The following is a 24,515-nucleotide window of genomic DNA, read 5'->3' as shown; positions in this document are numbered from 1 at the left end:
CGCTCGACGGCCAAGTATTCTCGGTCGGCGACGCCAAACAGCGCTTCTCGATCCAGAGCATTTCGAAACTCTTCGCCTGCACGCTGGCGTTCCAGCTCCTCGGCGATGCGTTGTGGGAGCGCGTCGGCCGCGAACCCTCCGGCACGGCGTTCAATTCGCTCGTGCAACTCGAAAGCGAGCGCGGCAAGCCGCGCAACCCATTCATCAACGCAGGCGCGCTCGTCGTCACCGATGTATTGTGTCGCCGCTTCGTCGGCGCGGAGACGGCACTCGTCCAATTCATGCGGCGGCTCACCGGTGTCGCCGATCTCGACTACAACCAACGTGTCGCAACGTCGGAGCTCCAGCACGCCGAGCGCAATCGTGCCATGGCGCACTTCATGGCTAGCTTCGGGAATCTGCAAATGCCGGCCGAACCCGTCGTGGAGGCATACTGCCGCCAGTGTGCAATCGAAATGAACTGCGTCGAACTCGCCACGGCCGCGCTCTTTCTTGCCAACGCCGGCGTCGCACCGGTATCGAACGAACGGATCCTCGACCCGAGCTCGGCAAAGCGCCTATCGGCGTTGATGCTGACTTGCGGCACTTACGATGCCGCGGGCGACTTCGTCTATCGCGTCGGCTTACCGGCCAAGAGCGGCGTAGGCGGCGGCATTGTGGCAGTGCTGCCAGGGGAAATGGCCGTGTGCGTGTGGTCGCCGGGGCTCGATGCGAACGGCAACTCGCTTGCCGGCACTAAAGCTTTAGAGTGGTTGACGACCTATTCGGGGCGGTCGATCTTTTGAAGCAACGGGTCACGCGCGCCACTGATAGCACGCCAACGGCATCAGGCTGTTATCAACGCGCGTGCACGGCCCTTTGCTCCCAACCCTCGCCTTCTATTGTCGACAAGTCACCTTGGCGGAGCGATCGCCAAAGTCGCAGGGCGTCCACGATCGATACGTTGGCACGCCTGCGCTCAGGCACAAGTTCTACTTCGAAGTCCAAATCTACCCATTGGCTGAATATGATCGTGCCGCTCCCGTAGACCTCCAGCACACACATCCGGCCAGTTGAGCAGCCCAAGCGCAGCAAAGCATTTGGGTGCTCGCTGTCCGAGCTATCCCAAAGTTCTCTCAGAGCAAATTGAAGGTCTCCGTCAGATGGCGAGCGAATATCAACGCCCATCCGGTTCGTGAGAATGCACCAATCTTTCGTCATGACAGTTCCTCACTAAGGAGGCGTCTGCGTTACCCCTAATGCAATAATCCCGCGGCCAACCCCAAGTCCTCGGCAGCCTTCCCCAGCCGCTTATCCCTCGTCCAAATCCCGATCCCGGGTTGCAATCGCGCCGAGGCCAACAGGGATGTATCTACGTAACCGATGTCACGGTTGAACAACTTCTCGCGCTCGATAAGGAACAACGTTTCTTCGGGCGTGGCAACGGGGGCACCGGGTAGATCACGCAAGGCGCCAAGCACGACGTCGCGATTGCGCAGGCTGCCCAGCGCGATCTCGGCAATCACGTACGGGTGAACGAGTACCCGTCCGTCGGTCAGCAGGGTGACTAGCACCGGATCCGTGGCATTGATATGGTCGATCCAGATCGACGTATCGACCAGGATCATTTGACGTCCTGTCGGCGGCGCGGCGCCGCATCGATACCCGGCTCGCTTCCACCAAGATTGGCGAGCCGTTTGGCGGCTTCGCGCTGGATCAGGGCCTTGAGCGCCTCCCGCACGAGCGTCGATTTTTCTTCCACGCCCGTATAGGCTTGCGCCTTGGCGAGCAGATCATCATCGAGTGCGATAGTGGTGCGCATTTTTGCTCCTACAGAGTCCAGGCAACCGAAGCACGAAGTATGGCATCAAATGATGCCGAAAGCAGTGCATACCATCACGCTTCGTGCGGGCGCCTTCCCCGGCCGCGGCGTTCGATGAGCCGGCTATGTCGGGTTTCAGCCGGCTATCGGCGACGAGCGCCGCCTCGTTCGATCAGCAAAACGAAAATTGAACGAAGCCGCCCCTAAACAGCGCATCTCCCGTCGCGAGAGAGCGAACGCGTGTTGGTCCGTCAGTTAGCGCGGTGACCGTCGGAATGTTGAGCTCGAAGCTACGCCGCGCGTATACTCCCCCGCTTTATTGCCTGTGCCGGGCATCAAGGATTACCCATGAGTTCATTGCCTCCCTGCCCGAAATGCGGTTCCGAGTTCACGTATGAAGATGGAAGCGCCTACATTTGCCCGGAGTGCGCGCACGAATGGTCGGCTCAAGCCATCACCCAGACCGAAGCCGCGGCCAAGGTCTATCGCGATTCCGCGGGGAACGTATTGCAGGACGGGGATACCGTTACCGTCATCAAGGACTTGAAGCTGAAGGGCTCGAGCGGCGTCGTCAAAATGGGGACCAAGGTTAAAAACATCCGGCTCGTCGATAGCGACCACGACATCGATTGCAAGATCGACGGCTTCGGCGCCATGAGCCTGAAGTCCGAATTCGTCAAGAAGGTCTGAAAGAAACGGCCTCTATTCGGGTTGATCGCGTTCATCCATCAAGTCGTGCAAGCTGCGTGCGGCAGGCTTGAGCGGTTCGCGATGCTCGGTCCAGCCCATCTGGTTCTTCGGCGCAAAGCCGCGCAGGCGTGTCGCGGCCCAGCGCAATATCCGATAGGCGCGCGGATGAGCGAATGCGCCACTCCAGAAGCGCCAGATGAATCGCTCTTCGCGGCTGAACTTCGCGCCCTGCCCGCGCAGCGGATGCGTCACCACTTCGCTCGGATCCCGATTCGCTTCGGTGCGCAGTCTGATCAGCAGTTCGGGAATCGGAATACGTACCGGACACACTTCGCCGCATGCGCCGCACAAGGTCGAGGCGGTCGGAAGATCGGCCGTTTCTTCGAGGCCCAACAGGTGCGGCGAAATGATTTTGCCAATCGGGCCCGGATAGGTCGTGCCGTACGCGTGCCCTCCGATACGCGTATAGACGGGGCAGTGATTCATGCATGCCCCGCAACGGATGCATTGGAGCGTCGCGCGCAGTTGTTCGTCCGCGTAGGCTTGCGTCCGGCCGTTGTCCAGCAGTACGACGTGCATCTCACGCGGTCCGTCGCGCTCCCCTTCTCGTCGGGGCCCCGTGATCAGGTTGAAATACGTGGTGATCGCCTGCCCGGTGGCCGAGCGCGTCAGCAGGCTCGACAGCGGCACGATATGCGAGAGCTTCGCCACCACCTTCTCGATGCCCATGATCGCGATGTGCACGTCCGGCACTGTAGTCGAGAGCCGGCCGTTGCCTTCGTTTTCGACGAGCCACAACGTGCCCGTATCGGCCGCGGCGAAGTTGACGCCGGACACGCCGATGTCCGCCTCGGCAAACGCGCGCCGCAGCGCACGTCGCCCTGTCTGGATCAACGCGTCGACGTCTTCCGTGTATTTTGCGTCGGGAATGTGCCGCTCGAACAGGCCGGCGATGTCGGCCTTTGTCTTATGAATGGCGGGCATCACGATGTGTGACGGCTTTTCGTGCGCAAGCTGCACAATGTACTCGCCCATATCGGACTCGATACAGTCGATGCCGCGCGCTTCGAGGTAATCGTTCAGTTCGATCTCCTCGCTCGCCATCGATTTGCCCTTGATGACGCGGCGAGCGTCATGCGATTGCGCGATGTCGTGAATGATCGCCGTGGCGTCGGCGGCCGTTTCGGCCCAATGCACGTGCACGCCGCGCGCCGTGAGGGTCTGCTCCAGCTGTTCCAGCAGTGCCGGCAAGCGCGACAATGCGTGGCGTCGCACGGCTTCGCCGAGTTCACGAAGCTGTTGCAGCTCGTCGTCATCGGGGAATTGGGCACGCCGCTTCGTCTGCAGAAAATCCATGGCCCCGCGAAAGCTGGTGCGCAGTTTTGAATCGTCGAGCGCGGCACGTGCGCGTGACTTGAAGTCTTGCGGCGGGATGAAATGCATTGGGCGCGCGTTCATGCCGGGTCTCGCTTGGCGAGCACTTGCGCATCGCCCTCGCGTTCGACGATCACCACCCACAGTTCACGCGGGCCATGCGCGCCGTAGGCAAGCGTTTGTTGAATGTCCGAAGTCTTCGATGGACCCGAGACCAGCACCAGGTTCGTCGGCATGCCCGACGCCCATTGTTCGGCTCGCATCGCGGCATGCAGATCAGCATGCAGACGATCTGCGTAGACAAGGGCGATATGCAGCGGCGGCACGAGTGACATCGTCCGCGGCGATCCCGCGTCTGGCTCGATGACGAGCGTCCCGGTCGAAGCCATGCCCGAACGTGCCACGGTGAAGCCCGCATCGATCGTCTCGAACAGTTCGGACTTCCATACTTCGATCGCCCGGTCGTAGGCGTGCGGTTCGACGGACGATGGCAGCGCCTGCTTCAGCGCGGCGCCCTCTTTGCCGGACGGATCGAACAGCACTCGCTTGACCTTTGCTTCTTCGAGCCGCTGTGCGATCAACCCGGGCCAGGATCGTTCTGTCGCGCGCAGGACTTGGGCGTGAGAAGCCGTGAGCGCTATCTGCAGCGCTTCGACCAGCGCTTGCATGCCGGCAGCATGCGGCAGGCCGTCGCAGCGGTTGTCGTAGTGCGAATCGATGCATTGATCGATCGTATCGATGTCTTCCGGCGCAACCACCGAAGGGGCTGCGGCACGCAATCGGGCCAGCATGCGTTCACGCGCGTTCACGCTTCGCCTCCATCGCCGGAAGCCGCGCTTTGCGTGCGTCGCCACAAAAAGCTCGCCAGGTGTTCAACCTGAAGCGGCGCGCCTTGCCGCCTTGCCGCGTGCCCGATGTTCAGCAGACAACCGCAATCCGCCGACACGACCCGCTCGCAGCCCGTGGCGCAGGCCGATGCGACCTTGTCGCGTACCATCGCACCCGAGATGTCCGGATGCTTGAGCGAAAACGTGCCGCCGAAGCCGCAACATTCCGATTCCCGTTCGTGCTCGACGCGGGTCACCCCGGGCAGCGCATCGACGAGTTCGATACCGTGCGCGCGCGTCCCCATCTCGCGCCGCGCCGCGCACGATGTATGAAGCACTATCCGTTCCGACGGTGCGTCGGTGACAGCGGGCAAGGTAACGTGCAGCACGCGAAGCAGGAATTCGCTCAATTCGTAGGTGCGCTCGCCCAGTTCGCTCGCTTTCGCGGCTGTGACGGGCTCGTCTGCGAAAAGACGCGGCCAATGGTGGCGCATCATGCCAGCACATGAACCGGACGGCACGATGACGGGCCATGGATTGACGAATAAATCGAGTTGGGCGCGCGCGACGCTGCGCGCCTGCTCAGGGTTGCCGCTGCTATAGGCTGGCTGGCCGCAGCAGCTTTGCGCGCGAGGAAAATGCACGGTGAGCCCCTCGCGTTCCAGCAGCTTTACCGCATCGAGCCCCGCCTGGGGCACGAAGAGATCGACCAGGCAGGTCGCGAACAGATAGACGTCGCGCGGGGCCGCCGGATATTGCCTTTCCTTCACGTCTCACTCCAAAATGCGCCCGCATCGGGCATCCGATAACCCGTCAAGGGCGCTGCACGGATCAATTGAATCGTTCCCGCATCTTGGCCAAACATGCGCGACAATTCAAATTGGTTGGACCAGTGCAGCCGACGTGGGCGTACTGAATGCAGGCAACGGAGACAGGGTATGACGATAGGCACGGGCGCACGCGGCAGAGTCGAGGCGGTCATGCGCCGGATGGAAACATCGTTGCTCGACGGCACATGGCCCGCGGGTTCGCGCCTGCCCGCTGAGCGCCTTCTGGCCGAGCAATACGGCGTGTCCCGCAATACGGTGCGCGAAGCGATTCAAAGGCTCGCGGCGCGCGGCCTGCTGCAAAGCCGGCGCGGCGCGGGCGTCTTCGCAACGGACAAGTTGCGCGCAGGGATTGCATCGCCATGGGGACAGCTGGTTGCGGATCATCCCGCGCTGCGCGATGACATCCTCGAATTTCGCCGCGTGCTCGAAGGCGCGACAGCGCATTTCGCGGCGCTGCGCGCCAACGCGGCGGACATCAAACGTATCCGCGCATCGATGCGGGAACTGGAACGTGCGCGAGCGCGCGACGACAAGGAGAGCGAAGCGAGCGCCGACGCCCAACTGCACGATGCCATCGCGCTCGCCTCCCACAATACGATGTTCCTGCATCTCCATACCAGCGTGCTCGGTATGCTGCGCGAGCACATCACGAGCAACGGCACAGATTTGCGCGCGGAGAATCGCGAGGCCTCGGATCAGTTGCTAGTTCAGCATCGGACGCTATGCGATGCCATCTGCAATGGGCGCCCGGAGGAAGCGCGCACCGCGATGCACGCGCACATCGACTTCGTGCGCAATCGCGTGCGGAACGAGCCGGATTAAAGCGCGATCAAAGCGCGATCGGCCTGCGAGTGGTCCAACCAGTGCTCGCGCAGTCTGATCTTGATTCCGCGGATAATCGCTCAAACACGACCCGGAGGTATCCATGAGCCAGATCCACGAGGTTTTCCCGTATTTGCGCGTCAAAAATGCCGTTGCGGCGATCCAGTTCTACTCGCGGGCGTTTGGCGGCGTCGAACAGTTTCGCCTGACCGAACCCAATGGCCGTATCGGCCACGCCGAGGTCAAGATCGGCCCAGCCACAATCATGCTCTCCGACGAATATCCCGAATACGGCATGCTCGGCCCCACGGCCGATGGCACGACGAGCGTCGTCCTGCACATCCATTGCGACGATGTCGACAGGCTGTTCGAGCGCGCGATCCAGGCAGGCGCTTCGGTCGTCCGTCCGCTCACCAATCAGTTCTATGGGGAACGCACGGGCACCGTGCGCGATCCCTTCGGCCATCAATGGCTACTCGGCTCGCCAATTGAAGCGCTCTCGCCCGAAGAGATGCAGCGCCGATTGACGGCGCTATTCAACGCGTAGTCGATCGCGTTCCGGCGTCAGCTTGCTGCGGAAACGACGCTTCGGCCGTGAAGACGCTTGATGCCGCGCGGCGGTTCGAAAGCCGCGCCGCCGCTTTGGGGGCCGGTCCCTTAGATCGATCAGAATCACTGGCTTTCCCTCCGCCGTATGGTCGATCGAGCCAAAGTCTCGACGCATTTAATCGATATTCTGCATTTAGCGAACGGACCGAAATCGTCCTAATCTTTTCAGTGTCAGGGCGGCTTTTCCGCCCCGCGGCGACGCATTTCGCAGGCGTCGGCTGAGAGAAATGAAAATCCATCCGTTGCCGCGCATTTCGTCGACTCGCCCAGCGCCCCGGCTCGCGTGGCTGCGCCTATGGCTCGTTGGCTGGGTGGCCGCATTGCTCACGCTCCACGCGCTCGCCGCACGCGCTGCAGCGGCCGACACCGCACCGGTGCGCGGCGGCAACGTCGTGGTGATTCCCGTCGTCGGGGCGATCGGTCCGGCGAGCGCCGATTTCATCACGCGCTCGCTCGCGCGCGCCGCGAAGCAGCAAGCCCAATTAGCCGTCCTCGAACTCGATACCCCAGGCGGGCTTGATACGTCGATGCGCCAGATCATCAAAGCGATCCTGGCCTCGCCGGTTCCGGTCGTCGCCTTCATCGCACCCAGCGGAGCACGCGCGGCAAGCGCCGGGACTTATATCGTCTATGCGAGTCATATTGCCGCGATGGCACCGGGCACCAATCTCGGCGCGGCCACTCCGATTCAACTCGGCGGGCCCGGAATGGGATCGCCCGAGCCCGCGCCTAAGCCGACGACCCAGCCGACGACCCAGCCGGCAACCCGGCACGGTAAGCCGACGGGTCCGGCATCGGCTCCGACGCCGGCACCGGCCACTGACACGCAGTCCACCGAAACCCGCAAGCAAATCGGCGATGCGGCTGCCTATATCCGGGGCTTGGCTCAACTGCGCGGGCGCAACGCCGCCTGGGCGGAACGTGCCGTGCGGGAAGCCGTGAGCCTGTCGGCCAGCGAAGCGCTTGCCCAGAAAGTCGTCGATCTGACCGCCCGGGACTTGCCCGACCTGCTGACGAAGGTCGACGGACGCACCGTCGAGACAGCGAACGGCACGCATAAGCTGGCGACCGCACATGCCGCGGTCGTGACGCTCGAACCCGACTGGCGCAGCCATGTACTGGCCGTCGTCACGGATCCGAACGTCGCCCTGCTTCTGCTGACGATCGGCATGTACGGGCTCTTCTTCGAGTTCGCCAATCCCGGCTTCGTGTTACCGGGTGTGGCGGGGGCGATTTGTCTCTTGATCGGCCTGTTTGCGCTGCAACTCCTGCCGATCAGTTACACGGGCTTGGCGCTGATCTTTCTCGGTATCGCCTTTTTGATCGCCGAAGCCTTCCTGCCGACGTTCGGCACGCTCGGTTTCGGCGGCATCATCGCCTTCGCCGCCGGCGCGCTCATGCTGATCGATACCGAGCAGCCCGGGTACGGTATCCCGCTATCTACGATCGCCGCCATCTCAGCCGTCGGCGCCGTGTTCGTCTTCTTCGTCTCGAGCTTCGCCTATCGTGCGCGAAGACGGGCTGTCGTTTCCGGCGGGGAAGCGCTCGTCGGCAGCGTCGGCGAAATCATCGACGCGGCGCTCTCGCCCGACGGCGAGGGCGGCGCGCACGGCGCGGCGAGCACCGGTTGGGCTCGCGTGCACGGCGAACGCTGGCGCGTATGCGCCGCCGCACCGCTGCCGGCCGGCACGCGCGTGCGCGTCACAGGCCGCCACGGGCTGACACTCGATGTCGTATCCGCGGAACAAGCACAACAAAAAGGAGGATCCCCATGATCGGCTTCACCTACAGCTTCGGCACGATCCTGCTCTTGATCGTCATCGTCTTCATTGCCTCCTCGATCCGCATCTTTCGCGAATATGAACGCGGTGTCGTCTTCCTGCTTGGCCGCTTCTGGAAGGTCAAGGGGCCCGGCCTCGTCCTGATCATGCCGATCGTGCAGCAAGTCGTACGCATGGATCTGCGCACGATCGTGTTCGACGTACCGCCGCAAGATATCATCACGCGCGATAACGTCTCGGTCAAAGTCAGTGCCGTTGTCTACTTTCGCGTCGTCGATCCCGAAAAAGCCGTCATCCAGGTGGCCCGGTTTCTGGAGGCGACCAGTCAGCTTTCGCAAACCACGCTGCGCGCCGCGCTCGGCAAGCACGAACTCGACGCCCTGCTGGCCGAACGCGACCAACTGAACGCCGACATCCAAAAGACGCTCGATGCGCAGACCGATGCATGGGGCATCAAGGTATCGAACGTCGAAATCAAGCATGTCGACATCAATGAGACGATGATCCGCGCCATTGCGCGGCAAGCGGAAGCCGAACGCGAGCGGCGCGCCAAGGTCATCCACGCCGATGGCGAGCTGCAAGCCTCCCAGAAGCTGCTGGAGGCGGCGCAAACGCTCGCGCAGGAGCCGCAGGCGATGCAATTGCGTTACCTGCAAACGCTGACGACGATCGCCGCCGATAAAAATTCGACCATCGTTTTCCCGCTCCCGATCGATTTGCTCAACACCCTGCTCGATCGCCGCTGAACGGCCCGCCTCCCGCTTCCTGAAATGCCCGCTCCGCGCGATGCGCTGGCGCAGGCACAGGGTCGCTATTACACTGTGCGGCCGGTCTGCGGCAAGGCCCACGCGCAGCGGGCTGCCGCCGCATTCGATAGGAGACGCTCACCCATGGATCAAGTCAAAGCCCTTCCCTTGTCGGCATCGGCAAAGCGCTATTTCGGCTTCGGCGAGGCCGGCACCAACCTGCGCACGGAAGTACTGGCCGGCCTCACTACGTTCCTGACGATGGCTTACATCATCTTCGTGAACCCCGCGATCCTCGGCGATGCGGGGATGCCGAAAGCCGCGGTGTTCGTCGCGACCTGTCTCGTGGCCGCCATCGCCACGCTCATCATGGGCCTGTACGCGAACTACCCGATCGCCTGCGCGCCCGGGATGGGGCTCAACGCGTATTTCGCCTATACCGTCGTCAAGGGCATGGGCTTTACATGGGAAGCCGCGCTCGGCGCCGTCTTCATTTCGGGCTGCTTGTTCATGGTCGTCACGCTGCTCGGTGTACGCGGGATGATCGTCAACGGAATACCCCGTTCGATCCGCGCCGCCATCACCGGCGGTATCGGGCTGTTTCTCGCCATCATTTCCCTGAAAACCGCAGGGGTGATCGTCGGCAACCCCGCCACGCTCGTCACGCTAGGCGATCTGCGCAAGCCGGACGTGGCATTGGCGGCGATCGGCTTCTTCGCCATCGTGACGCTCGATGTCCTGCGCGTACGCGGTGCCATCCTGATCGGCATTCTCGGCGTCACCGTCCTATCGTTCTTCTTCGGCGGCAATCAGTTTCACGGCGTGTTCTCGGCGCCGCCGTCGATCGCGCCCACGCTGTTTCATCTCGACATCCGCGCCGCCCTTTCCACCGGGATTCTCAACGTCATCCTCGTATTCTTTCTCGTCGAGCTGTTCGACGCCACCGGCACGTTGATGGGCGTGGCCAACCGGGCCGGGCTGCTCGTCGAAGGGAAGATGAACCGCTTGAACAAGGCGCTGTTCGCCGACAGCACCGCCATCGTCGCGGGCTCGCTGCTCGGTACGTCGTCCACGACGGCTTACATCGAAAGCGCCTCGGGCGTGCAGGCCGGCGGCCGCACGGGCGTGACGGCGATCACCGTCGCCGTGCTGTTCCTGGCGTGTCTGTTCGTCGCCCCGCTGGCCGGCGTCGTACCCGCCTACGCCACGGCACCGGCGCTGCTTTACGTCTCGTGCCTGATGCTGCGGGAATTGGCCGATCTGCCGTGGGACGACGCGACGGAAGTAGTACCGGCGGTGCTGACAGCGTTGCTGATGCCGTTCACCTATTCGATCGCCAACGGTGTGGCATTTGGCTTCATTACCTATGCCGGGCTGAAGCTTTTGACAGGCCGGGCACGGCAAGTCAAACCGATCGTGTGGATTATCGCCGCCATCTTTCTGTTCCGCTTCTTCTATTTAGGCGGGGGGTGAGCACCACGCGGCGGCCGTGCGGGCGCGCGCAATCGAGCAGCCGCCGTGTTCGGCGGTTTTTCGTTTGCGCGGATCAACGTGAGCAGGGCCTAGGCGCCAGCATTTGCTTCGTAGAATCTCACATACCCGCTGCGCAGCGTGACGCATTGCGCGCGCGTCTCGGCGATCAGCCTGCGCGCCGCAGCCTCGATTCTCGCTCGATGCGCATCGAACGCACCGACCATGTCCTCGAGCCTCGGCGAAGCGGCGCCGAAGTGATCTTCGAGCGCTTCCGCCGTAATGCTGCACCAGACACGCTCGCCGTTGATGAGCGCCGGAAACGCTACCTTCAGCTCGCGCCCCGAATACTCGGGTGCTTCGTTGGGAAAACTGATTTGCATGGGATTCGCCTTTGCCGTGACGAAAACACGCGATGACCGCGCCGAGTGGGAGTGCTTCCTTCTTGCTGGAAGCGCGGGCTGACCGGCCAAGACGAAAACGCCATGTCCGCTTTCATCTACTTTAGGACGTTTGCGGCGGCGAGCAAGTTTTTCCTTTCGCTTCGTCGTTTGGCACCGGTTTGACATGACGAATCCCGCTGCAATTGCGGATCGGAACGAAGAGGAGCCCGAATCGTTTCGTATCGATGCGCCGATTTCGGCAAGCGCTGAGCGGGTGGCCTGAGGTAAGCCGCCGGGTGGAGTATGCCGTTGTCATGCCGATCCCTTCATCGCGCGCTTGCTATAAGCTGCGCTAACCACGTCCCTTTATTCTTTTGTTCTATCCAAGATGACCTCCCCGCCCGCGTCCCCCATCGTCCGCGTCGAGCCGCATGGGTACACCTTCGAGGCGCCCGCCTCTCTTTCGCTGCTCGAAGCGGCGGCGGCTGCCCATATCAGGCTTCCGCGCTCTTGCCGAAATGGAACGTGCCGGACCTGCATGTGCCGTCTGGTAAGCGGCACCGTCTCGTACCGCATCGAATGGCCCGGGCTCTCTCAAGAGGAAAAGGCCGAGGGCTGGATTCTGCCTTGCGTCGCGCTCGCGGAGACACATCTCGTTCTACTCGCGCCAGAGGCCGAGGCGCGCTGACATTCTCTCGCCCAAGCGCCGCGTTCAAGTCAGCGAGTGTGACAACCCGCGCCTGCTCGCAAACGACGAACGTGCGCGAGGCGCCGCCCGCCCGGTTCTTGCTCAACCATTACCACGCTCCGGTGCAAAAAAGGGTGCTGATTTGTGCAAATTGACGTAAGCGCACATCGATTATTGCCATTTGGAGAATTGTGTTTCTACGGAGATAACGATAGCGATCCTGGCCGGACCCGAATACATTTACAAAGCTAGAGTCCAGGAGCTGCTATGAGGACCAGAAAATCTCACGCAATAGACGTAAGCCGCGTCCAAATTGAAATTCTCGAACAATCCGACACCACGCTAATCATCCGCTGGGTCGAGCCGGGCCGTTGCCACTACGGGGAACAGCGCTGGCGCCGGCGCTCGGCCAATTCATCGGGGACATGCATCGTATCGCGCCGGGCAATTCGCCGGGGCGATGCCGTATTTCGCCCCGCGGAACGTCCAGCGCCGGCTAATGCCGCCGCGATGATCTCCGTCGATGCTTTTCGCCGCACGGCCGAGGAATAATTCTATTTAGCCGGTTCGGCCTCCCTACGATTTTCAGTAGTTGCGCATCATCCACGTTTACGCCGATTTGAGCGTGCAATTCGCACGCTCCCCCACGGCCCGTCACCGTTGTCGCATTTGATCAGGCTGCTGTCGCCTCTTGACAATAGCCGTCCCCTGGATCTGCCGTTATTCACACGGTGAGCGCTGCCAGTTTGCGCCCTCCGCCGCCGCTGGCCGTCCGCCGGACGCGCCCCGGCACCCGCCCGCCGTACGGGCGCACCGCAGGTGAATACCGTCATGCAAATCTCGCTCTCGATTCGGGGCGGCCTCGCGGCCGCGATCGCCGGCTACACGGCGCTGCTGATGCTCGTCATCGCTGGCGCGATCGCCGTGCTGTCCGCGAGTAACGCAGCACTCGGCGCCATGTATCGCGACGACACCGCATCGCTGCTCCATTTGAAAACGAGCTCCGAGCGGCTGCTCGTGCTACGAGGCGGGCTAAGCGAGGTCGAGCAATTGATCAGCGCCGGTCAGCCGGCAAAAGCCCAGATCGTGCGCCTGCATCAATTGCTGGCGCAAAGCAATGACGAACTGGCGGCTTATCAAAGTCTGCACACGCCGGATGCCGAGGAGAAGCAGCGCCTCGATACGCTGCTCGCAGCCCGGCAGGCCCTTTTGAAGCAAACGCTTCAAAAGGCGCTGGCGCAACTCGACGACGACGACCAGGTCAATTTCCTGGCGACCCAGCGGGAAGCGCCGCCCGCGCTCTTCACTGCTTACCAGGACGCCATCACCGAACTCGAAAACCTGCAGGTGGCCCGAGAAAAAGCCCGGTTCGAGGCGGCCGAAATCCGGTTTCACGGTGCACTCTGGGCGCTCGGTGCGGCCGGGGCCTTCGCGCTCATCGTCGGCCTCCTGACGCAGCGCACGCTGTCCCGCGCGATCGTGACGCCCGTTAATTCGGCCGTCGATCACTTCGACCGCATCGCACAGGGCGATTTGACGCACAACACGACCGTGGTGCGAGCGAACGAAATGGGCCATTTGCTGACCCGCCTGAACGATATGCAAGCCGGGCTGGCCGGCACGGTCAGCCAAGTGCGCACCAGCACGGAGTTGATCGTGAACGATGCCCGCACGATCGCGCATGGAAACATGGAGCTGTCCGATCGCACGGAGCAGCAAGCCGCGTCGTTGCAAGAAGCGGCCGCCAGCATCGAGCAACTCACGGCCACCGTCCGCCAAACGAGCGACAACGCGCGCGACGCCCGAACCTATGCGTCGAGCGCCGCGGACATCGCGCTCAAGGGCGGAGCGGCGATGGCGCGCGTCGTCGAAACGATGACTGCGATTTCGACGAGTTCGACCCACATTGCGGGCATCGTTGGCGTCATCGAAGGCATTGCGTTTCAAACCAACATCCTGGCGCTCAATGCCGCGGTGGAAGCCGCGCGCGCCGGAGAAAACGGCCGAGGCTTCGCCGTGGTCGCATCTGAAGTGCGCAATCTCGCGCAGCGCTCGGCGTCCGCGGCGAAGGAAATCAAAACGCTGATCGGCGACTCGACTCAACGCGTCGACGGCGGCAGTGCACTCGTCGGCGAAGCCGGCGCGACGATGAGCGCACTCGCGGATGCGGTGGACCGTGTCCGCACGATCATCGCCGAAATCAGTCTCGCCTCCGAGCAGCAATCGATCGGGATCGAACAAGTGAACACCTCGGTCGCGCACATGGAGCAAGCGATGCAACGCAATGCCGCATTGGCCGAAGAAGCCGCAGCGGCGGCGGCGTCCCTCGAAGATCAGAGCCGCCGCCTCGACGAAGCGGTCGCACGGTTCCGGCTCCCGCGCAGCGCAGCCTGACGGGCGGATACCATCGCCACGGCGATTCGGTTCTATCGCCCGGCAATCGGGTTTGGTCTACTTGGGTATGCCGTGCCATGGTGCACTCGTCTGAACCATGCGCGTTTTATTGGAGACCAGGGCTTACTTCTATGTCGACTCCCGATCGTTCCCATCAATTCGTCCTCACGCTCGCCTGCCCTAGCGCTGCCGGCCAAGTCGCTGCCGTTGTCGCATTGCTCGATAAGCATGGCGGTTATATCGACGAACTCACCGTTTTCGACGACGATCTCAGCGAACGCTTTTTCATGCGCTGTGTCTTCCACGGGGCCGGCGCGGCCGCTTCGGCAGGAGGCCGCGACGCCTCGCTCGATGTCGACCGGCTCAAAGCGGAATTCGCGCCGATCGCCGCCGGGTTCGACATGACGTGGGCCATTCACGACGCCAATGTGCGCCCCAAAGTGCTGCTGATGGTGTCGAAGCTCGAACATTGTCTTGCCGATTTGCTGTTCCGCTGGCGCATGGGCGAGATGAAGATGGACATCGTCGGCATCGCATCCAACCACACGACGCTCGAGCCGATGGCCGTGCAACACGGCTTGCCGTTCCACTACTTGCCGCTCACAGCCGATACGAAGGCACGCCAGGAGGCCCGTCTACTCGATCTGTTCGACACCACCGGGGCGGAATTGATGGTGCTCGCGCGCTACATGCAGATTCTTTCCGAAGAAACGAGCCGCAAGCTCGCTGGGCGCGCGATCAACATTCATCACTCGTTCCTGCCCGGGTTCAAAGGCGCGAAGCCCTATCATCAAGCGCACGCGCGCGGCGTGAAACTGATTGGCGCAACGGCGCACTTCGTGACCGACGATCTCGACGAAGGGCCCATTATCGAACAGACCGTCGAACGCGTGGATCACTCGCATAGCCCAGAGCGGCTCTTGGCCGTCGGGCGCGACGTTGAATGCATTACGCTCGCGCGGGCCGTCAAGGCGTTCGTTGAGCGGCGCGTGTTCATCAATGGCGAGCGCACGGTGGTGCTGCAATAAAAAACGCGGGGCGCAACGGCCTTTCGGCCGTGCGCCCCGTATGGGACACCTGATGCATTGCCCTACGCCGAGCGTTACTTCACGTCAGCGGTCCATTCCGAAACACGGTTGGGGTGGGCGGCTACCCACGTCTTCGCAGCTTCTTCGGGCTTCGTGCCGTTTTGCGCTGCGAGCATGACACCGTCGATCTCACCCGGCTTCCATTGGAATTTCTTCAGGAATTCGACCACCTGCGGCGCCTTCTTTTCGAGCTCGGGATTGATCACGTTATCGACGTGTTCCGCGCCGCCGAACACCTTCTTCGGATCATCCAGGAACTTGAGCTTCCACTTCGCGAACATCCAATGCGGCGCCCAACCGGTGACAACGATCGGTTTATTCGCATGAATATCGCGCGCGAGTTCGGCCGTCATCGCGCTGCCCGAGCTCGGCATCAACTGCAAGCTGAGGTTGTACGCTTTGATCGCCTCATCGGCCTTCTTCATCACGCCCGCGCCGGCATCGATCCCGACGATGCGGCCGTCGAAAGCGGCCTTCTGTCCTTCGAGATCCGCAATCGACGTCGCTTTGACATCGCTCGGCACCACGAGCCCGATTTTCGCGTCGTTAAAGTTCGCGCCGAGGTCTTCGACCTTCGATTTGTATTGCGTCCAATACGCGCCATGCGTCGCAGGCAACCAGGCCGAGAGCGTCGCATCGAGATCGCCGCGCGCCACGCCGCCCCACATCACGCCCGCTGCCACCGGCACGAGTTTGACGGGGTAGCCCAGCTTCGTTTCGATGACCTGAGCCGCCACATTCGATGTGGCAACGCTGTCATCCCAACCTTCGACGTAGCCGATCTTGATCGTCGGCTTGCCATCCGCGAACGCCGGCAATGCGGTCGTAAGCGCCGCACCGAGCGCGGCAGTCAGTAGTAATTGTTTGAAAAGCTTCATGGTCACTTCTCCTGGTCGTCCATCCGCGGCGCGGGTGTTACAGCCTTTAGATTGGGTAGCCATAAATCGCCGTGTCATGCGCATTCCGACATGCGCTTGTCCGCGAGCGACGTAGGCCGGTCGCTTTCAGTCTATTTGTCGACCACAAGATCGCTGAGCGGCTTGCTGCAGCAAAGCAATACCATTCCTTGATCGATTTCTCGCTGACGAATGCCACCGTTGTGGCGCATGTCCACCTGTCCCGACACGAGTTTCACCTTGCAAGTGCCGCACATACCCTGCGTGCAGGATGCCGGCAGCCGCACACCCGCCCGCTTCGCCGCATCGAGCACGTGTTCATGGCCGCCGCATTCGATGTCGCGGCGCATCTTCGTGAACGTGACGGAAAACTTCGTCGCGCCGTCGGCTGGCACGTCTTCCATCGGCGCCACGGCACCCTCTTGGGCTGCCGCTTGTTCCGCAGCCGGAAGCGCGTCGAAGGAGAAACTTTCTTCATGATAGTGCGCGCGCTCGAACCCGGCTTCGTCGAGCATCGCCCGCACCGCTTTCATGTACGGCGCGGGGCCGCATGTGAAGATTTCGCGTTCCATGAAATCCGGCGCGATCAGCCGCAGTAACGGCAATGTCAGGAACCCGGTGATACCTGGCCAATTGGTCCGGCTACCGTGCCGCTCACAGACGAAAGACGTCCGAAAGTTCTGCTGATTCGCTGCGATGAGGTCGAGCTCACGCGCGAAGATGATGTCGTCGGGCGTGCGGGCACTATGCACGAAGACGATATCGCGATCTTCGCCAAGCTCGTGGTGCGACCGGCTCATCGACATCAACGGCGTAATCCCTGAACCCGCCGACAAGAACAGGTACTTTCCGGCTGCGTGGCGCGCACAGGTGAATTCCCCGGCGGGCCCGAGCACGCGCACCGAATCACCGGCACGCAGCGTATCGTGCAGCCAATTCGATACCTTTCCTCCCGGCACGCGTTTGACCGTGATCGAAATCGTGTGCGGCCGGGTCGGCGCCGAAGAAATCGTGTAGCAGCGATTGATCGTCTCGCCGTCGATCTCGAGCTCGAGCGTAATGAACTGCCCGGGCTCGAACGAAAACGTCCGCCCTTCTTTCGACATGAAGAAAAAGCTCTTCACGTCATGCGTTTCCTGCCGTACCTGGCAGCAAACGAGCGTCTCCTCGACATCGCTCGTCCACGGCGTACCCAGTGCTCGCCAGAATGCGGGTCGCGTGAGGCGTGCGTCTTGCGGCTCGAATGTTTGCGCGTCTCGCATCATGTTGTGCCCCGTCTCTCTCGGCTAGGCGCCGACGTGCGCGCCCAGGCGCCGAATGTACCAATCGCAGAACTTTTCCACGAGCCCTTCCGTATAGGGAGAATACGGTCCCGGCTCGTAGGCGCTGCTGCCCGAGCCGCGCTGCGAGAACTCGACGAGCGCGCGGTCTTGTGCGTTCGTCGCGTTCCACACGGCCGTCAGATTCTCGACGTCGTAATCGACGCCTTCCACCGCATCCTTATGCACCAGCCATTTCGTTCGGACGAGCGTTTTACCGGCCGAGAGCGGGATCACCGAGAACGTCACGATGTGATCGCTCATGAAGTGATGCCATGAATTGGGCTGCGTCCAGAACGAGAGCCCGCCGAGATCGGCCTGTTGGAATTGGCCCAGCAGCTTCTTCGATGCAACTTTCGCGTCGAGCGTCTGCGATTCGCCGCTGCGGTCGAGCGGCAGGCGCTGCGTGCGGAATCCCGTGACGTCGCTGAGCCGGTCGATCTCGACCGATGGCAGGCTCAGCGCTTCCCACTGCGCCGCACGTTCGACACAGGTGCGCTCGAACGCGGCCATGCCTTCGGCATTCGCGGCCGACGGCTGATAGCCGAAGCCGTACTCGTACAACGAAATCGTGAGCTCGGGATGGTTCGCGACGCAGTGATAGCACTCGCGATTGTTCTCCATCGTGAGCTTCCAATTGCCTTCCTCGATGATGTCCACCTGGGCCGCGATCTTGCAGCTCGGCAGATCGTGCGGCAGCACGTAGGGCTCCATCTCCGCGCGCATCACCGCAAAGTCCACCGGCGGCTGCTCGGCCAGGCAGACGAAAATAAGACCGCCCAGGCTTTCGACGTGCACGCTCTTCAAGCTGTGCTTGCAGCGGTCGAACTTCTCGCCCATATGTTCGGCGAACATCAACGCGCCGCTCAGGTTGTACGTCCAGCTGTGATAGGGACAGACGATATTGCCGACCGTGCCGCGCTCTTCGTTGCAGAGCCGGGCGCCGCGGTGGCGGCACACATTGTGGAATGCGCGGACCGACATATCGTCGTCGCGCACGATCAGAATCGATTCGCCGGCCAGTTCGACGGTGACGTAATCGCCGGGTTCGGGAATATCGGGTTCGACCGCCACATGAATCCAGTGCTGGCGGAAAATCGCTTCCATATCGAGCGCGAAGATGTCCTCGCTGTGATAAAACGGCGCCTCCAGGCTATAACCCTGTTTGCGCCGTTCGATGAGCGCGCGAATGTCTGCGGATACGGTCATGTCTGCTCCGGATTGCTTAACGTGCTTTTACGTGCTTGACGTGCTTAGTGCTGTAAGCGTGTCTCGAGTGTCTGTGTGTTGCAGGATTCCGTTGGCGGTGCCGGCTGGAATCCTTGCGAATTCAGTAATCGATGAGTCGATGCTCGCGCAAATACCCCAGGATGACTTGTGCTTTTTCGACCGAAGTCCCTTCAATTACGACGTTTCCGCCACGGCTTTCCGTCGTCGTCGCCGTCAGCATCCGGGCGTGCCCGGAGCGCTTCTCCAAGGCCGCGAGTTTGACCGGCTTGCGCTCGACAGGCGCAATCCGCCATGCACCGGTGCCCGGATCGCGCACCGGATCGGTCCGGTGGGCTTCGATCGAACCGGCCACGGCACGGGCGTAGGCGTAGCGCGGTGCCGCCGCGGCCTGCGGATGGACGGCCACCACCGCCGGCAGCGCCGCATCGACCTTGCGTCGAAACCCCTTCGGCAAGAACTGCGTGACCGCGAGGCGGTCGCCTTCCAGCGCTAAATCCAGCGCCGAATCGACCAACGCATAGCCGAGCGCATCGGCCAGCCTGTAGGGCAGCATGCCGGTGTCGTAGGCGCCCTCGGCGCGCGTGCCTGTCAGTACCAGCGATACGCCGCGTAGGCGTTCGGCGAGCAGCGCTGCCGCATCGTCGCCGTCACCGCATGCCAGTACGTCGACACGCGGCGCGCCGAGCGCCAGGTAGTCCGTCAGTGCGAGATTCGAGGCATCGCCCGCGTGCAGGACCTCGAGCCGCGCGCCATGCGCCTGGGCGAGCGTTCGCCCGATTTCGAGCGCCGATGCGTCGTTGCGGCTATAGCACGAGACGCCGCTTACGCGATGGCGCCCGACCGACACGAGAACGGCAATTCGCTCCAGCTTTCCTTGTGCTTTCATGCGGCCACATCCTCACGAAGGTTGGTACCGGCTGCCGGCGCGATTGGCACGGCGCGCCCTTGCTTCGCATCCTCGACCGCTTGCGTCAACGCGGTCATGGTTGTCTGCGCATCGGCGATCAGCGTCAAGTTCGCTCGCTTGGCGATCGGCGCGCTCGCGTCGAGATTGACCGCGATCACGTGCCGGCAATCCTTGATGCCCTGCAGATGCTGGACGGCGCCCGAGATTCCGAATGCGATATAGACACTGGCATTGACGGTCTTGCCGGTCGCGCCCACTTGCTTGTCGCGCGTGAAATGACCGTTGTCGACCGCGACCCGGCTGGCGCCGACCGCTGCCCCCAACGCGCGGGCCAACGTCTCGAAGGCGGCGATATCGGTCACGCCGTTACCCGCCGAGATGATGAAGTCGGCCTCTTCGAGTGCAACCTGCGCCGCGTCAAGCTGATTCGTGCCGCGGTCCGCGTATCGATTCGCATCGGCCGATCCGCTCGCAGGCACCCCAACGCGTTCGCCCGCGCCGACGAACGGCAGCTTGGAGGAGACGGTCTCGGGATCGAGCAAAATCACCTGGGGCCATGCACGGGTCGCGAACGATCGCCCCCCGTTCGCATAGCAACCGACGTGCTCTGCGTCGATCTCCACCACATGCGTGGCGATGTCCGCTCCCGCTTGCGCGGCGTAGCGGCGTCCCAAGTCGCCATCGCCGGTTGCGTTGTCGGGCATCAGGATGTGCGCCGGCGCAAACGCGGCCACGCAATCTCGCAACGCGGCCAGGGCGCGATCGGGCGCGAATGCCGGCCGGGCCAGCGCCGGACATTCGACAACCTTGTCGGCACCCAGCGCGGCGGCATCGTCGGTCAACTCGCCCAGGACGAGCAGGACGACTTCCGTGCGCGCATCGGCAACGATCGCGGCTGCAGCAAGGGCCTGACGCGCGTGTTCATCGAGCGCTCCCCGATCGCTATGGGCCACGACGAGCAAACTGCGCCCGCCAGCTTCATAAACGCGCCTGGGTTTCGGCGCCGGAGCATGCGAGCCGCGCGCGGATGCAAAACTCATTGCGTTCGTGGCATCCGCGACGCGATCGTCGCCGAGCGTAATGCGCCTGAGCCCCGATGCAGCGATGATGAACGGCCGGCGCGGATCGATTCGTTTGACGGTAGTCATGGCTTCTTACTCCAGCGCGGCGGCAACGAGTTCGGCGATGTCCAGCACTTCCGGCCGCGGTCCGACGACGCCTTCGAGCATGGCCGTACAATTCGGGCACCCGACAGCGACGACATCCGCCCCGATGGCGCGCGCGTCGGCCATACGAATATCGGGAATCCGTGCCTTGCCCGGGATATCGGTCAGCGGCGCCCCACCCCCGCCGCCGCAGCAGCGTCCGCGCATACCGTGGCGTTCCATCTCGACCACTTTGATCCCGATCGATTTGAGTACGCGCCGCGGGGCTTCGGTTTCGCCGTTGTAGCGGCCGAGGTAGCAGGGGTCGTGATAAGTGATGCGCTTGTCGGCCAGTGCGGCGGATGCCTTCGGCGACAGCCGCCCGGCTTCCACGAGTTCCGCAACGAGGCTCGTATGGTGCTGGACGTTGTAGCGCGCGCCGAATGCGCGATATTCGTTGCGCAGGCTATGCATGACGTGCGGATCCGCCGTCACGATCCGCTTGAAGCTCAATGCGCCGAGCGTCGCCATCATGCGCTTGGCCATGCGTTGGAATGTCGCTTCGTCGCCCAGGCGGCGGGCGACATCCCCCGTATCGGCTTCGGTCCCGCCGAGCACGGCGTAGTCCACACCCGCTTTGTTCAACACTTTGACGAGCGAGCGCAGCGTGCGTTGATAGCGCATGTCGAAGGCGCCTTCGCCCGCGATCAGCAACACATCCACCGCCATACCCGGCTGCGCCACACGCGCATTCAAATCGACGGCCCAATCGTAGCGCGCGCCGATGTCATAGCCGCCGGCACTGCCCGTCTCGCGCAGGTTCGCGAGTACCTCAGGCGCCTTGCCGGGGATATCGCCTTCCGTCAGCGTACGATCGCGGCGCATGTCGACGATTGCATCGACGTGCTCGATGAGCATCGGGCATTCCTGAACGCACGCACGGCACGTGGTACACGACCAGATCGTGTCCGACTCGATCAGGCCCGAGACGATCGGCCCATTCGGGACGCCGCCGTGCCGCCCGACGGCGATGCCCGGTGTCGGGCTCCCCGCATAGGCCGCATCGGTACCGCCCACCATGCCGACGACTAGATCCTGAATCAGCTTCTTGGGATTGAGCGGCTGCCCAGCTGCGAACGCGGGGCACGCGGCTTCGCATTTGCCGCACTGCACGCACGCATCGAAGCTCAGCAATTGATTCCAGCGAAACTCCACGGGCTTGGCGACACCGTAGTCGTGCTGCGCCAGGTCGGGCACCTTGAGCGCAGTCGGAGGGGTGCCGTTGCCGTTTCCGGTATAGGCGTCGCGCGTGGCGGCGAAGCGTTCCTGACGCGGATGGAAAGCCAGATGCAGCAACCCTGCGATGGCATGCTTCATCGGGCCGCCCTTGGCCGCGCCCATCGTCATTGCGAACGCGCCGATGCCGATCAGCACCGCGCAAATCACGGCAAACGCGCGCGACATCGCCGCGGCGGGCACGAGCGTGAAGAGCACGAGGCCGAGCGCAAACGAGCCGAGCACCCACGGCAATGCATTCCAGGGGCCACGCGACAGCCGTGCAGGCACGTCCTTCGCATGGCGGCGACGCCATACGAAAACCGCACCGATCAGCATGGAAAGCGCTGCGAGAAAGATCAGCTTGTCTAGCCAGGGCGAGTAGATCGCCAGCCCGTAGTTGACGAAGACAAGCGCAAGCGCGCCGATCGCACCGCCTGCCGTCGCCACGTGCGTCTTCGCGATATAAGGGTCGCGCGCGACGACATGGTGAAGATCGACGAAATACCGCTTGGGGATGGCGAACAGGTTGCCGATGCCGAACGCGCCGGGGGCGGTGGCGCGTCCCAAACGCCAATACGACGCGCGCTTGACGACGGCGAACGCGAGCCCAGCCACCGAGAGCCACAGCAACACGGTAATGAGAAATGCCGGGCTCATGATCAGAAGTCCTTGCAAAGCCGCAGCGAATCGTAGATCGCGCCGTGGATGTTATGCATCGAAATGCAATCGCCAACGCGGAACAGCAGGAATCTGCCGTTGCCCAATTCTTCCGACAGGCACGGCTGGGCCTCGGCTGCGAACAGCTTGTGCACGTCGGTCTGCCCTCGATTCACCGATTCCGGCTTGAGCGCCCAATACAGCGAGTCATTAGGCGTGCTGCCATTTTCGATGACGACTTGATCGACGGCGCGCTCCTCCTGCTCCTCCGTATATTCGTTGCGCAGCACGGCGATCGTCTTGCCGCCTTCTTCGTACACGCGATCGAGCCAGTAGTTCGGCGTGTGAATGACACCCTGCGCATACAGACGCCGGTAGAAAATCGGGAAGGTCGTTCCCCCACAATCGTCGGCCACCTTGACGTCAGGGGTCACGATTTCGACGTTCGAGCCGCGGCTCGAGATGAAATCGGCGACACCCGCGCCGGCATGCGTGCTGACGCCGTCATAGACGAGCACGTTCTGTTTCGGCTCGACGCGGCCCGAAAGAATGTCCCACGAACTGACCGCCAGCCCTTCCGAAACGCCCCAGCCCGGGACTTGATCCGAGAACGCGCGCCCGCCCGTCGCGAGCACGATGATGTCCGGCTTCTCGGCCATGATCATTTTCAAGTCGGCTTCCACGCCAAGACGCCGATCGACGCCGAGCCGCTTCGTTTCCATGTCGAACCAGCGCACGATGCCCGCCATCTGCTCGCGCTGCGGCGCCTTCGACGCGAGGACGATCTGGCCGCCCACTTCGGTATTCTTTTCGAACAACACGACGTCATGGCCGCGCGAACGCGCCACGCGCGCCGCCTCCAGCCCCGCCGGCCCGGCGCCGACCACCACCACCTTGCGCTTCGGCCCACGCGATTTTTCGATCACATGCGGCATGGTCGCTTCGCGCGAGGTGGCCGCGTTCTGCACGCACAGCACGTCCAGGCCGTTGTATTGGCGGTCGATGCAATAGTTGGCGCCGACGCATTGCTTGATTTCGTCTTCCCGCCCGTCGCGAATCTTGATGACCATGTGCGGATCGGCGATCTGCGCACGCGTCATGCCGACGAGGTCGATCATTCCCGAGGCCAGCAGACGCTCGGCCTGGCCCGCATCGCGGATGCTCTGCGCGTGCATGACCGGAATCTTCACGACCGACTTGATGCCGGCCGCCAAATGAACGAACGGCTCCGGCGGCAACGCCATCGGCGGCATGCAGTTCGCCAAGGTGTTGTGCGTGTCGGCGCCCGAGCCGATCACGCCGAGATAATCGATCAGCCCGGTCTCGGCCATCGCATGCGCGATCTCCTTGAGCTGCTCGTGATCGAGCCCGTCCTCGTGAAACTCGTCGCCGCACATGCGCAGGCCGACGACAAAATCGGGCCCGACGGCCTCGCGCACGGCCGTCAGCACTTCGACGCCGAAACGCAGGCGGTTGGCGAGGCTGCCGCCCCACTCGTCGTTGCGGAAGTTCGTGCGCGGGCTCCAGAACTGATCGATCAACTGCTGGTGCGCCGCGGAGATTTCGATGCCGTCCATGCC

The 24,515-nt window shown here is 62.9% G+C and carries 24 protein-coding genes; 11 read left to right on the top strand and 13 right to left on the bottom strand.

Going from position 1 to position 24,515, the window contains the following annotated elements; translation table 11 throughout:
- Positions 1-785 (top strand): glutaminase (locus tag ACTHL0_RS06400; protein ID WP_440565809.1); only part of this gene is annotated, 785 nt, incomplete at its 5' end.
- Between the two features lie 450 nt (positions 786-1,235).
- Here ACTHL0_RS06400 and ACTHL0_RS06395 read toward each other — a convergent pair.
- Positions 1,236-1,607, bottom strand: a complete 372-nt coding sequence (locus ACTHL0_RS06395) for a type II toxin-antitoxin system VapC family toxin (RefSeq protein ID WP_440565808.1) — start codon at positions 1,605-1,607, stop codon at positions 1,236-1,238.
- The gene (locus tag ACTHL0_RS06390; RefSeq protein ID WP_440565807.1) at positions 1,604-1,801 is read right to left on the bottom strand and encodes a type II toxin-antitoxin system VapB family antitoxin; all 198 of its coding nucleotides are present in this window, start codon (positions 1,799-1,801) and stop codon (positions 1,604-1,606) included. The genes ACTHL0_RS06395 and ACTHL0_RS06390 overlap by 4 nt, the downstream gene beginning before the upstream one ends.
- A gap of 348 nt (positions 1,802-2,149) precedes the next feature.
- Here ACTHL0_RS06390 and ACTHL0_RS06385 point away from each other — a divergent pair, with 348 nt between their 5' ends.
- Positions 2,150-2,491, top strand: a complete 342-nt coding sequence (locus ACTHL0_RS06385; protein ID WP_440565806.1) for a zinc ribbon domain-containing protein YjdM — start codon at positions 2,150-2,152, stop codon at positions 2,489-2,491.
- 12 nt (positions 2,492-2,503) lie between these two features.
- On the opposite strand, the gene ACTHL0_RS06380 is transcribed toward ACTHL0_RS06385, so the two are convergent.
- The 3 genes from ACTHL0_RS06380 to ACTHL0_RS06370 are packed head-to-tail and all read right to left on the bottom strand — an operon-like array spanning position 2,504 to position 5,462.
- A complete protein-coding gene (locus tag ACTHL0_RS06380; protein WP_440565805.1) occupies positions 2,504-3,949 on the bottom strand; it encodes a LutB/LldF family L-lactate oxidation iron-sulfur protein in 1,446 nt (481 codons plus the stop codon).
- Positions 3,946-4,674: a LutC/YkgG family protein gene (locus ACTHL0_RS06375; protein WP_440565804.1), complete on the bottom strand. Its 729-nt coding sequence runs from the start codon at positions 4,672-4,674 to the stop codon at positions 3,946-3,948. The genes ACTHL0_RS06380 and ACTHL0_RS06375 overlap by 4 nt, the downstream gene beginning before the upstream one ends.
- A complete protein-coding gene (locus ACTHL0_RS06370) occupies positions 4,671-5,462 on the bottom strand; it encodes a (Fe-S)-binding protein (protein WP_440565803.1) in 792 nt (263 codons plus the stop codon). Before ACTHL0_RS06370 ends, ACTHL0_RS06375 begins: the two co-directional genes overlap by 4 nt.
- 168 nt (positions 5,463-5,630) lie before the next feature.
- Between ACTHL0_RS06370 and ACTHL0_RS06365 the strand changes: the two genes are divergently transcribed.
- The 5 genes from ACTHL0_RS06365 to ACTHL0_RS06345 all read left to right on the top strand — a co-directional run bounded on the left by ACTHL0_RS06365 (position 5,631) and on the right by ACTHL0_RS06345 (position 10,953).
- Entirely contained in the window at positions 5,631-6,344 is a 714-nt protein-coding gene (locus tag ACTHL0_RS06365) for a FadR/GntR family transcriptional regulator (protein WP_440565802.1), read from the top strand.
- Positions 6,345-6,447: 103 nt separating this feature from the next.
- On the top strand, positions 6,448-6,891 hold the full coding sequence (locus tag ACTHL0_RS06360) for a VOC family protein (protein WP_440565801.1): 444 nt from the start codon (positions 6,448-6,450) through the stop codon (positions 6,889-6,891).
- A 304-nt stretch (positions 6,892-7,195) separates the two neighbouring features.
- Positions 7,196-8,728: an NfeD family protein gene (locus ACTHL0_RS06355; protein WP_440565810.1), complete on the top strand. Its 1,533-nt coding sequence runs from the start codon at positions 7,196-7,198 to the stop codon at positions 8,726-8,728.
- Complete coding sequence (locus tag ACTHL0_RS06350) at positions 8,725-9,480, top strand: slipin family protein (protein WP_440565800.1); 756 nt, start codon at positions 8,725-8,727, stop codon at positions 9,478-9,480. The genes ACTHL0_RS06355 and ACTHL0_RS06350 overlap by 4 nt, the downstream gene beginning before the upstream one ends.
- A gap of 144 nt (positions 9,481-9,624) precedes the next feature.
- Positions 9,625-10,953: an NCS2 family permease gene (locus ACTHL0_RS06345; RefSeq protein WP_440565799.1), complete on the top strand. Its 1,329-nt coding sequence runs from the start codon at positions 9,625-9,627 to the stop codon at positions 10,951-10,953.
- A gap of 89 nt (positions 10,954-11,042) precedes the next feature.
- Here ACTHL0_RS06345 and ACTHL0_RS06340 read toward each other — a convergent pair whose 3' ends face one another.
- Positions 11,043-11,333: a DUF1488 domain-containing protein gene (locus tag ACTHL0_RS06340; RefSeq protein WP_440565798.1), complete on the bottom strand. Its 291-nt coding sequence runs from the start codon at positions 11,331-11,333 to the stop codon at positions 11,043-11,045.
- Between the two features lie 388 nt (positions 11,334-11,721).
- Between ACTHL0_RS06340 and ACTHL0_RS06335 the strand changes: the two genes are divergently transcribed.
- From ACTHL0_RS06335 to purU, 4 genes are all read left to right on the top strand, one after another.
- Entirely contained in the window at positions 11,722-12,021 is a 300-nt protein-coding gene (locus ACTHL0_RS06335) for a 2Fe-2S iron-sulfur cluster-binding protein (protein ID WP_440565797.1), read from the top strand.
- Positions 12,022-12,288: 267 nt separating this feature from the next.
- The gene (locus tag ACTHL0_RS06330; RefSeq protein ID WP_440565796.1) at positions 12,289-12,573 is read left to right on the top strand and encodes a DUF3331 domain-containing protein; all 285 of its coding nucleotides are present in this window, start codon (positions 12,289-12,291) and stop codon (positions 12,571-12,573) included.
- Positions 12,574-12,852: 279 nt separating this feature from the next.
- Positions 12,853-14,415: a methyl-accepting chemotaxis protein gene (locus ACTHL0_RS06325; protein ID WP_440565795.1), complete on the top strand. Its 1,563-nt coding sequence runs from the start codon at positions 12,853-12,855 to the stop codon at positions 14,413-14,415.
- A gap of 131 nt (positions 14,416-14,546) precedes the next feature.
- Positions 14,547-15,443 carry a formyltetrahydrofolate deformylase gene (gene purU / locus ACTHL0_RS06320; RefSeq protein WP_440565793.1) on the top strand — a complete coding sequence of 299 codons (897 nt, stop codon included), beginning with the start codon at positions 14,547-14,549 and terminating at the stop codon, positions 15,441-15,443.
- A gap of 74 nt (positions 15,444-15,517) precedes the next feature.
- Here the strand turns inward: purU and ACTHL0_RS06315 are convergent, their stop codons facing one another.
- The 7 genes from ACTHL0_RS06315 to ACTHL0_RS06285 form a co-directional block, all read right to left on the bottom strand.
- Complete coding sequence (locus ACTHL0_RS06315; protein ID WP_440565792.1) at positions 15,518-16,381, bottom strand: glycine betaine ABC transporter substrate-binding protein; 864 nt, start codon at positions 16,379-16,381, stop codon at positions 15,518-15,520.
- Between the two features lie 131 nt (positions 16,382-16,512).
- Positions 16,513-17,664: an FAD-binding oxidoreductase gene (locus ACTHL0_RS06310; RefSeq protein WP_440565791.1), complete on the bottom strand. Its 1,152-nt coding sequence runs from the start codon at positions 17,662-17,664 to the stop codon at positions 16,513-16,515.
- 21 nt (positions 17,665-17,685) lie between these two features.
- Positions 17,686-18,927, bottom strand: coding sequence for an aromatic ring-hydroxylating oxygenase subunit alpha (locus tag ACTHL0_RS06305; protein ID WP_440565790.1), 1,242 nt, complete (start codon positions 18,925-18,927; stop codon positions 17,686-17,688).
- 121 nt (positions 18,928-19,048) lie between these two features.
- Positions 19,049-19,834 carry an electron transfer flavoprotein subunit beta/FixA family protein gene (locus tag ACTHL0_RS06300; RefSeq protein WP_440565789.1) on the bottom strand — a complete coding sequence of 262 codons (786 nt, stop codon included), beginning with the start codon at positions 19,832-19,834 and terminating at the stop codon, positions 19,049-19,051.
- Complete coding sequence (locus tag ACTHL0_RS06295; protein WP_440565788.1) at positions 19,831-21,003, bottom strand: electron transfer flavoprotein subunit alpha/FixB family protein; 1,173 nt, start codon at positions 21,001-21,003, stop codon at positions 19,831-19,833. Before ACTHL0_RS06295 ends, ACTHL0_RS06300 begins: the two co-directional genes overlap by 4 nt.
- Positions 21,004-21,009: 6 nt before the next feature.
- Positions 21,010-22,935: a (Fe-S)-binding protein gene (locus ACTHL0_RS06290; protein ID WP_440565787.1), complete on the bottom strand. Its 1,926-nt coding sequence runs from the start codon at positions 22,933-22,935 to the stop codon at positions 21,010-21,012.
- A 2-nt stretch (positions 22,936-22,937) separates the two neighbouring features.
- On the bottom strand, positions 22,938-24,515 hold a 1,578-nt coding region (locus ACTHL0_RS06285), incomplete at its 5' end, for an oxidoreductase (protein WP_440565786.1).

This window comes from Trinickia sp. (genome assembly GCF_051961175.1).
In the GTDB taxonomy this organism is placed as follows: domain Bacteria; phylum Pseudomonadota; class Gammaproteobacteria; order Burkholderiales; family Burkholderiaceae; genus Trinickia.
The sequence above is the reverse complement of the archived record's forward strand: the minus strand, read 5'-3'. Positions and strand labels throughout refer to the sequence as shown.

Excerpts from the sequence above, each read along its gene's own strand:
- ACTHL0_RS06345 (WP_440565799.1), top strand. The coding sequence starts at position 9,625 with ATGGATCAAGTCAAAGCCCTTCCCTTGTCGGCATCGGCAAAGCGCTAT.
- ACTHL0_RS06350 (WP_440565800.1), top strand. The coding sequence starts at position 8,725 with ATGATCGGCTTCACCTACAGCTTCGGCACGATCCTGCTCTTGATCGTC.
- ACTHL0_RS06305 (WP_440565790.1), bottom strand. The coding sequence starts at position 18,927 with ATGACCGTATCCGCAGACATTCGCGCGCTCATCGAACGGCGCAAACAG.
- ACTHL0_RS06315 (WP_440565792.1), bottom strand. The coding sequence starts at position 16,381 with ATGAAGCTTTTCAAACAATTACTACTGACTGCCGCGCTCGGTGCGGCG.
- ACTHL0_RS06330 (WP_440565796.1), top strand. The coding sequence starts at position 12,289 with ATGAGGACCAGAAAATCTCACGCAATAGACGTAAGCCGCGTCCAAATT.
- ACTHL0_RS06290 (WP_440565787.1), bottom strand. The coding sequence starts at position 22,935 with ATGAGCCCGGCATTTCTCATTACCGTGTTGCTGTGGCTCTCGGTGGCT.
- ACTHL0_RS06295 (WP_440565788.1), bottom strand. The coding sequence starts at position 21,003 with ATGACTACCGTCAAACGAATCGATCCGCGCCGGCCGTTCATCATCGCT.
- ACTHL0_RS06360 (WP_440565801.1), top strand. The coding sequence starts at position 6,448 with ATGAGCCAGATCCACGAGGTTTTCCCGTATTTGCGCGTCAAAAATGCC.
- ACTHL0_RS06335 (WP_440565797.1), top strand. The coding sequence starts at position 11,722 with ATGACCTCCCCGCCCGCGTCCCCCATCGTCCGCGTCGAGCCGCATGGG.
- ACTHL0_RS06300 (WP_440565789.1), bottom strand. The coding sequence starts at position 19,834 with ATGAAAGCACAAGGAAAGCTGGAGCGAATTGCCGTTCTCGTGTCGGTC.
- ACTHL0_RS06365 (WP_440565802.1), top strand. The coding sequence starts at position 5,631 with ATGACGATAGGCACGGGCGCACGCGGCAGAGTCGAGGCGGTCATGCGC.
- ACTHL0_RS06380 (WP_440565805.1), bottom strand. The coding sequence starts at position 3,949 with ATGAACGCGCGCCCAATGCATTTCATCCCGCCGCAAGACTTCAAGTCA.
- ACTHL0_RS06395 (WP_440565808.1), bottom strand. The coding sequence starts at position 1,607 with ATGATCCTGGTCGATACGTCGATCTGGATCGACCATATCAATGCCACG.
- ACTHL0_RS06325 (WP_440565795.1), top strand. The coding sequence starts at position 12,853 with ATGCAAATCTCGCTCTCGATTCGGGGCGGCCTCGCGGCCGCGATCGCC.
- ACTHL0_RS06310 (WP_440565791.1), bottom strand. The coding sequence starts at position 17,664 with ATGATGCGAGACGCGCAAACATTCGAGCCGCAAGACGCACGCCTCACG.
- ACTHL0_RS06340 (WP_440565798.1), bottom strand. The coding sequence starts at position 11,333 with ATGCAAATCAGTTTTCCCAACGAAGCACCCGAGTATTCGGGGCGCGAG.
- purU (WP_440565793.1), top strand. The coding sequence starts at position 14,547 with ATGTCGACTCCCGATCGTTCCCATCAATTCGTCCTCACGCTCGCCTGC.
- ACTHL0_RS06390 (WP_440565807.1), bottom strand. The coding sequence starts at position 1,801 with ATGCGCACCACTATCGCACTCGATGATGATCTGCTCGCCAAGGCGCAA.
- ACTHL0_RS06385 (WP_440565806.1), top strand. The coding sequence starts at position 2,150 with ATGAGTTCATTGCCTCCCTGCCCGAAATGCGGTTCCGAGTTCACGTAT.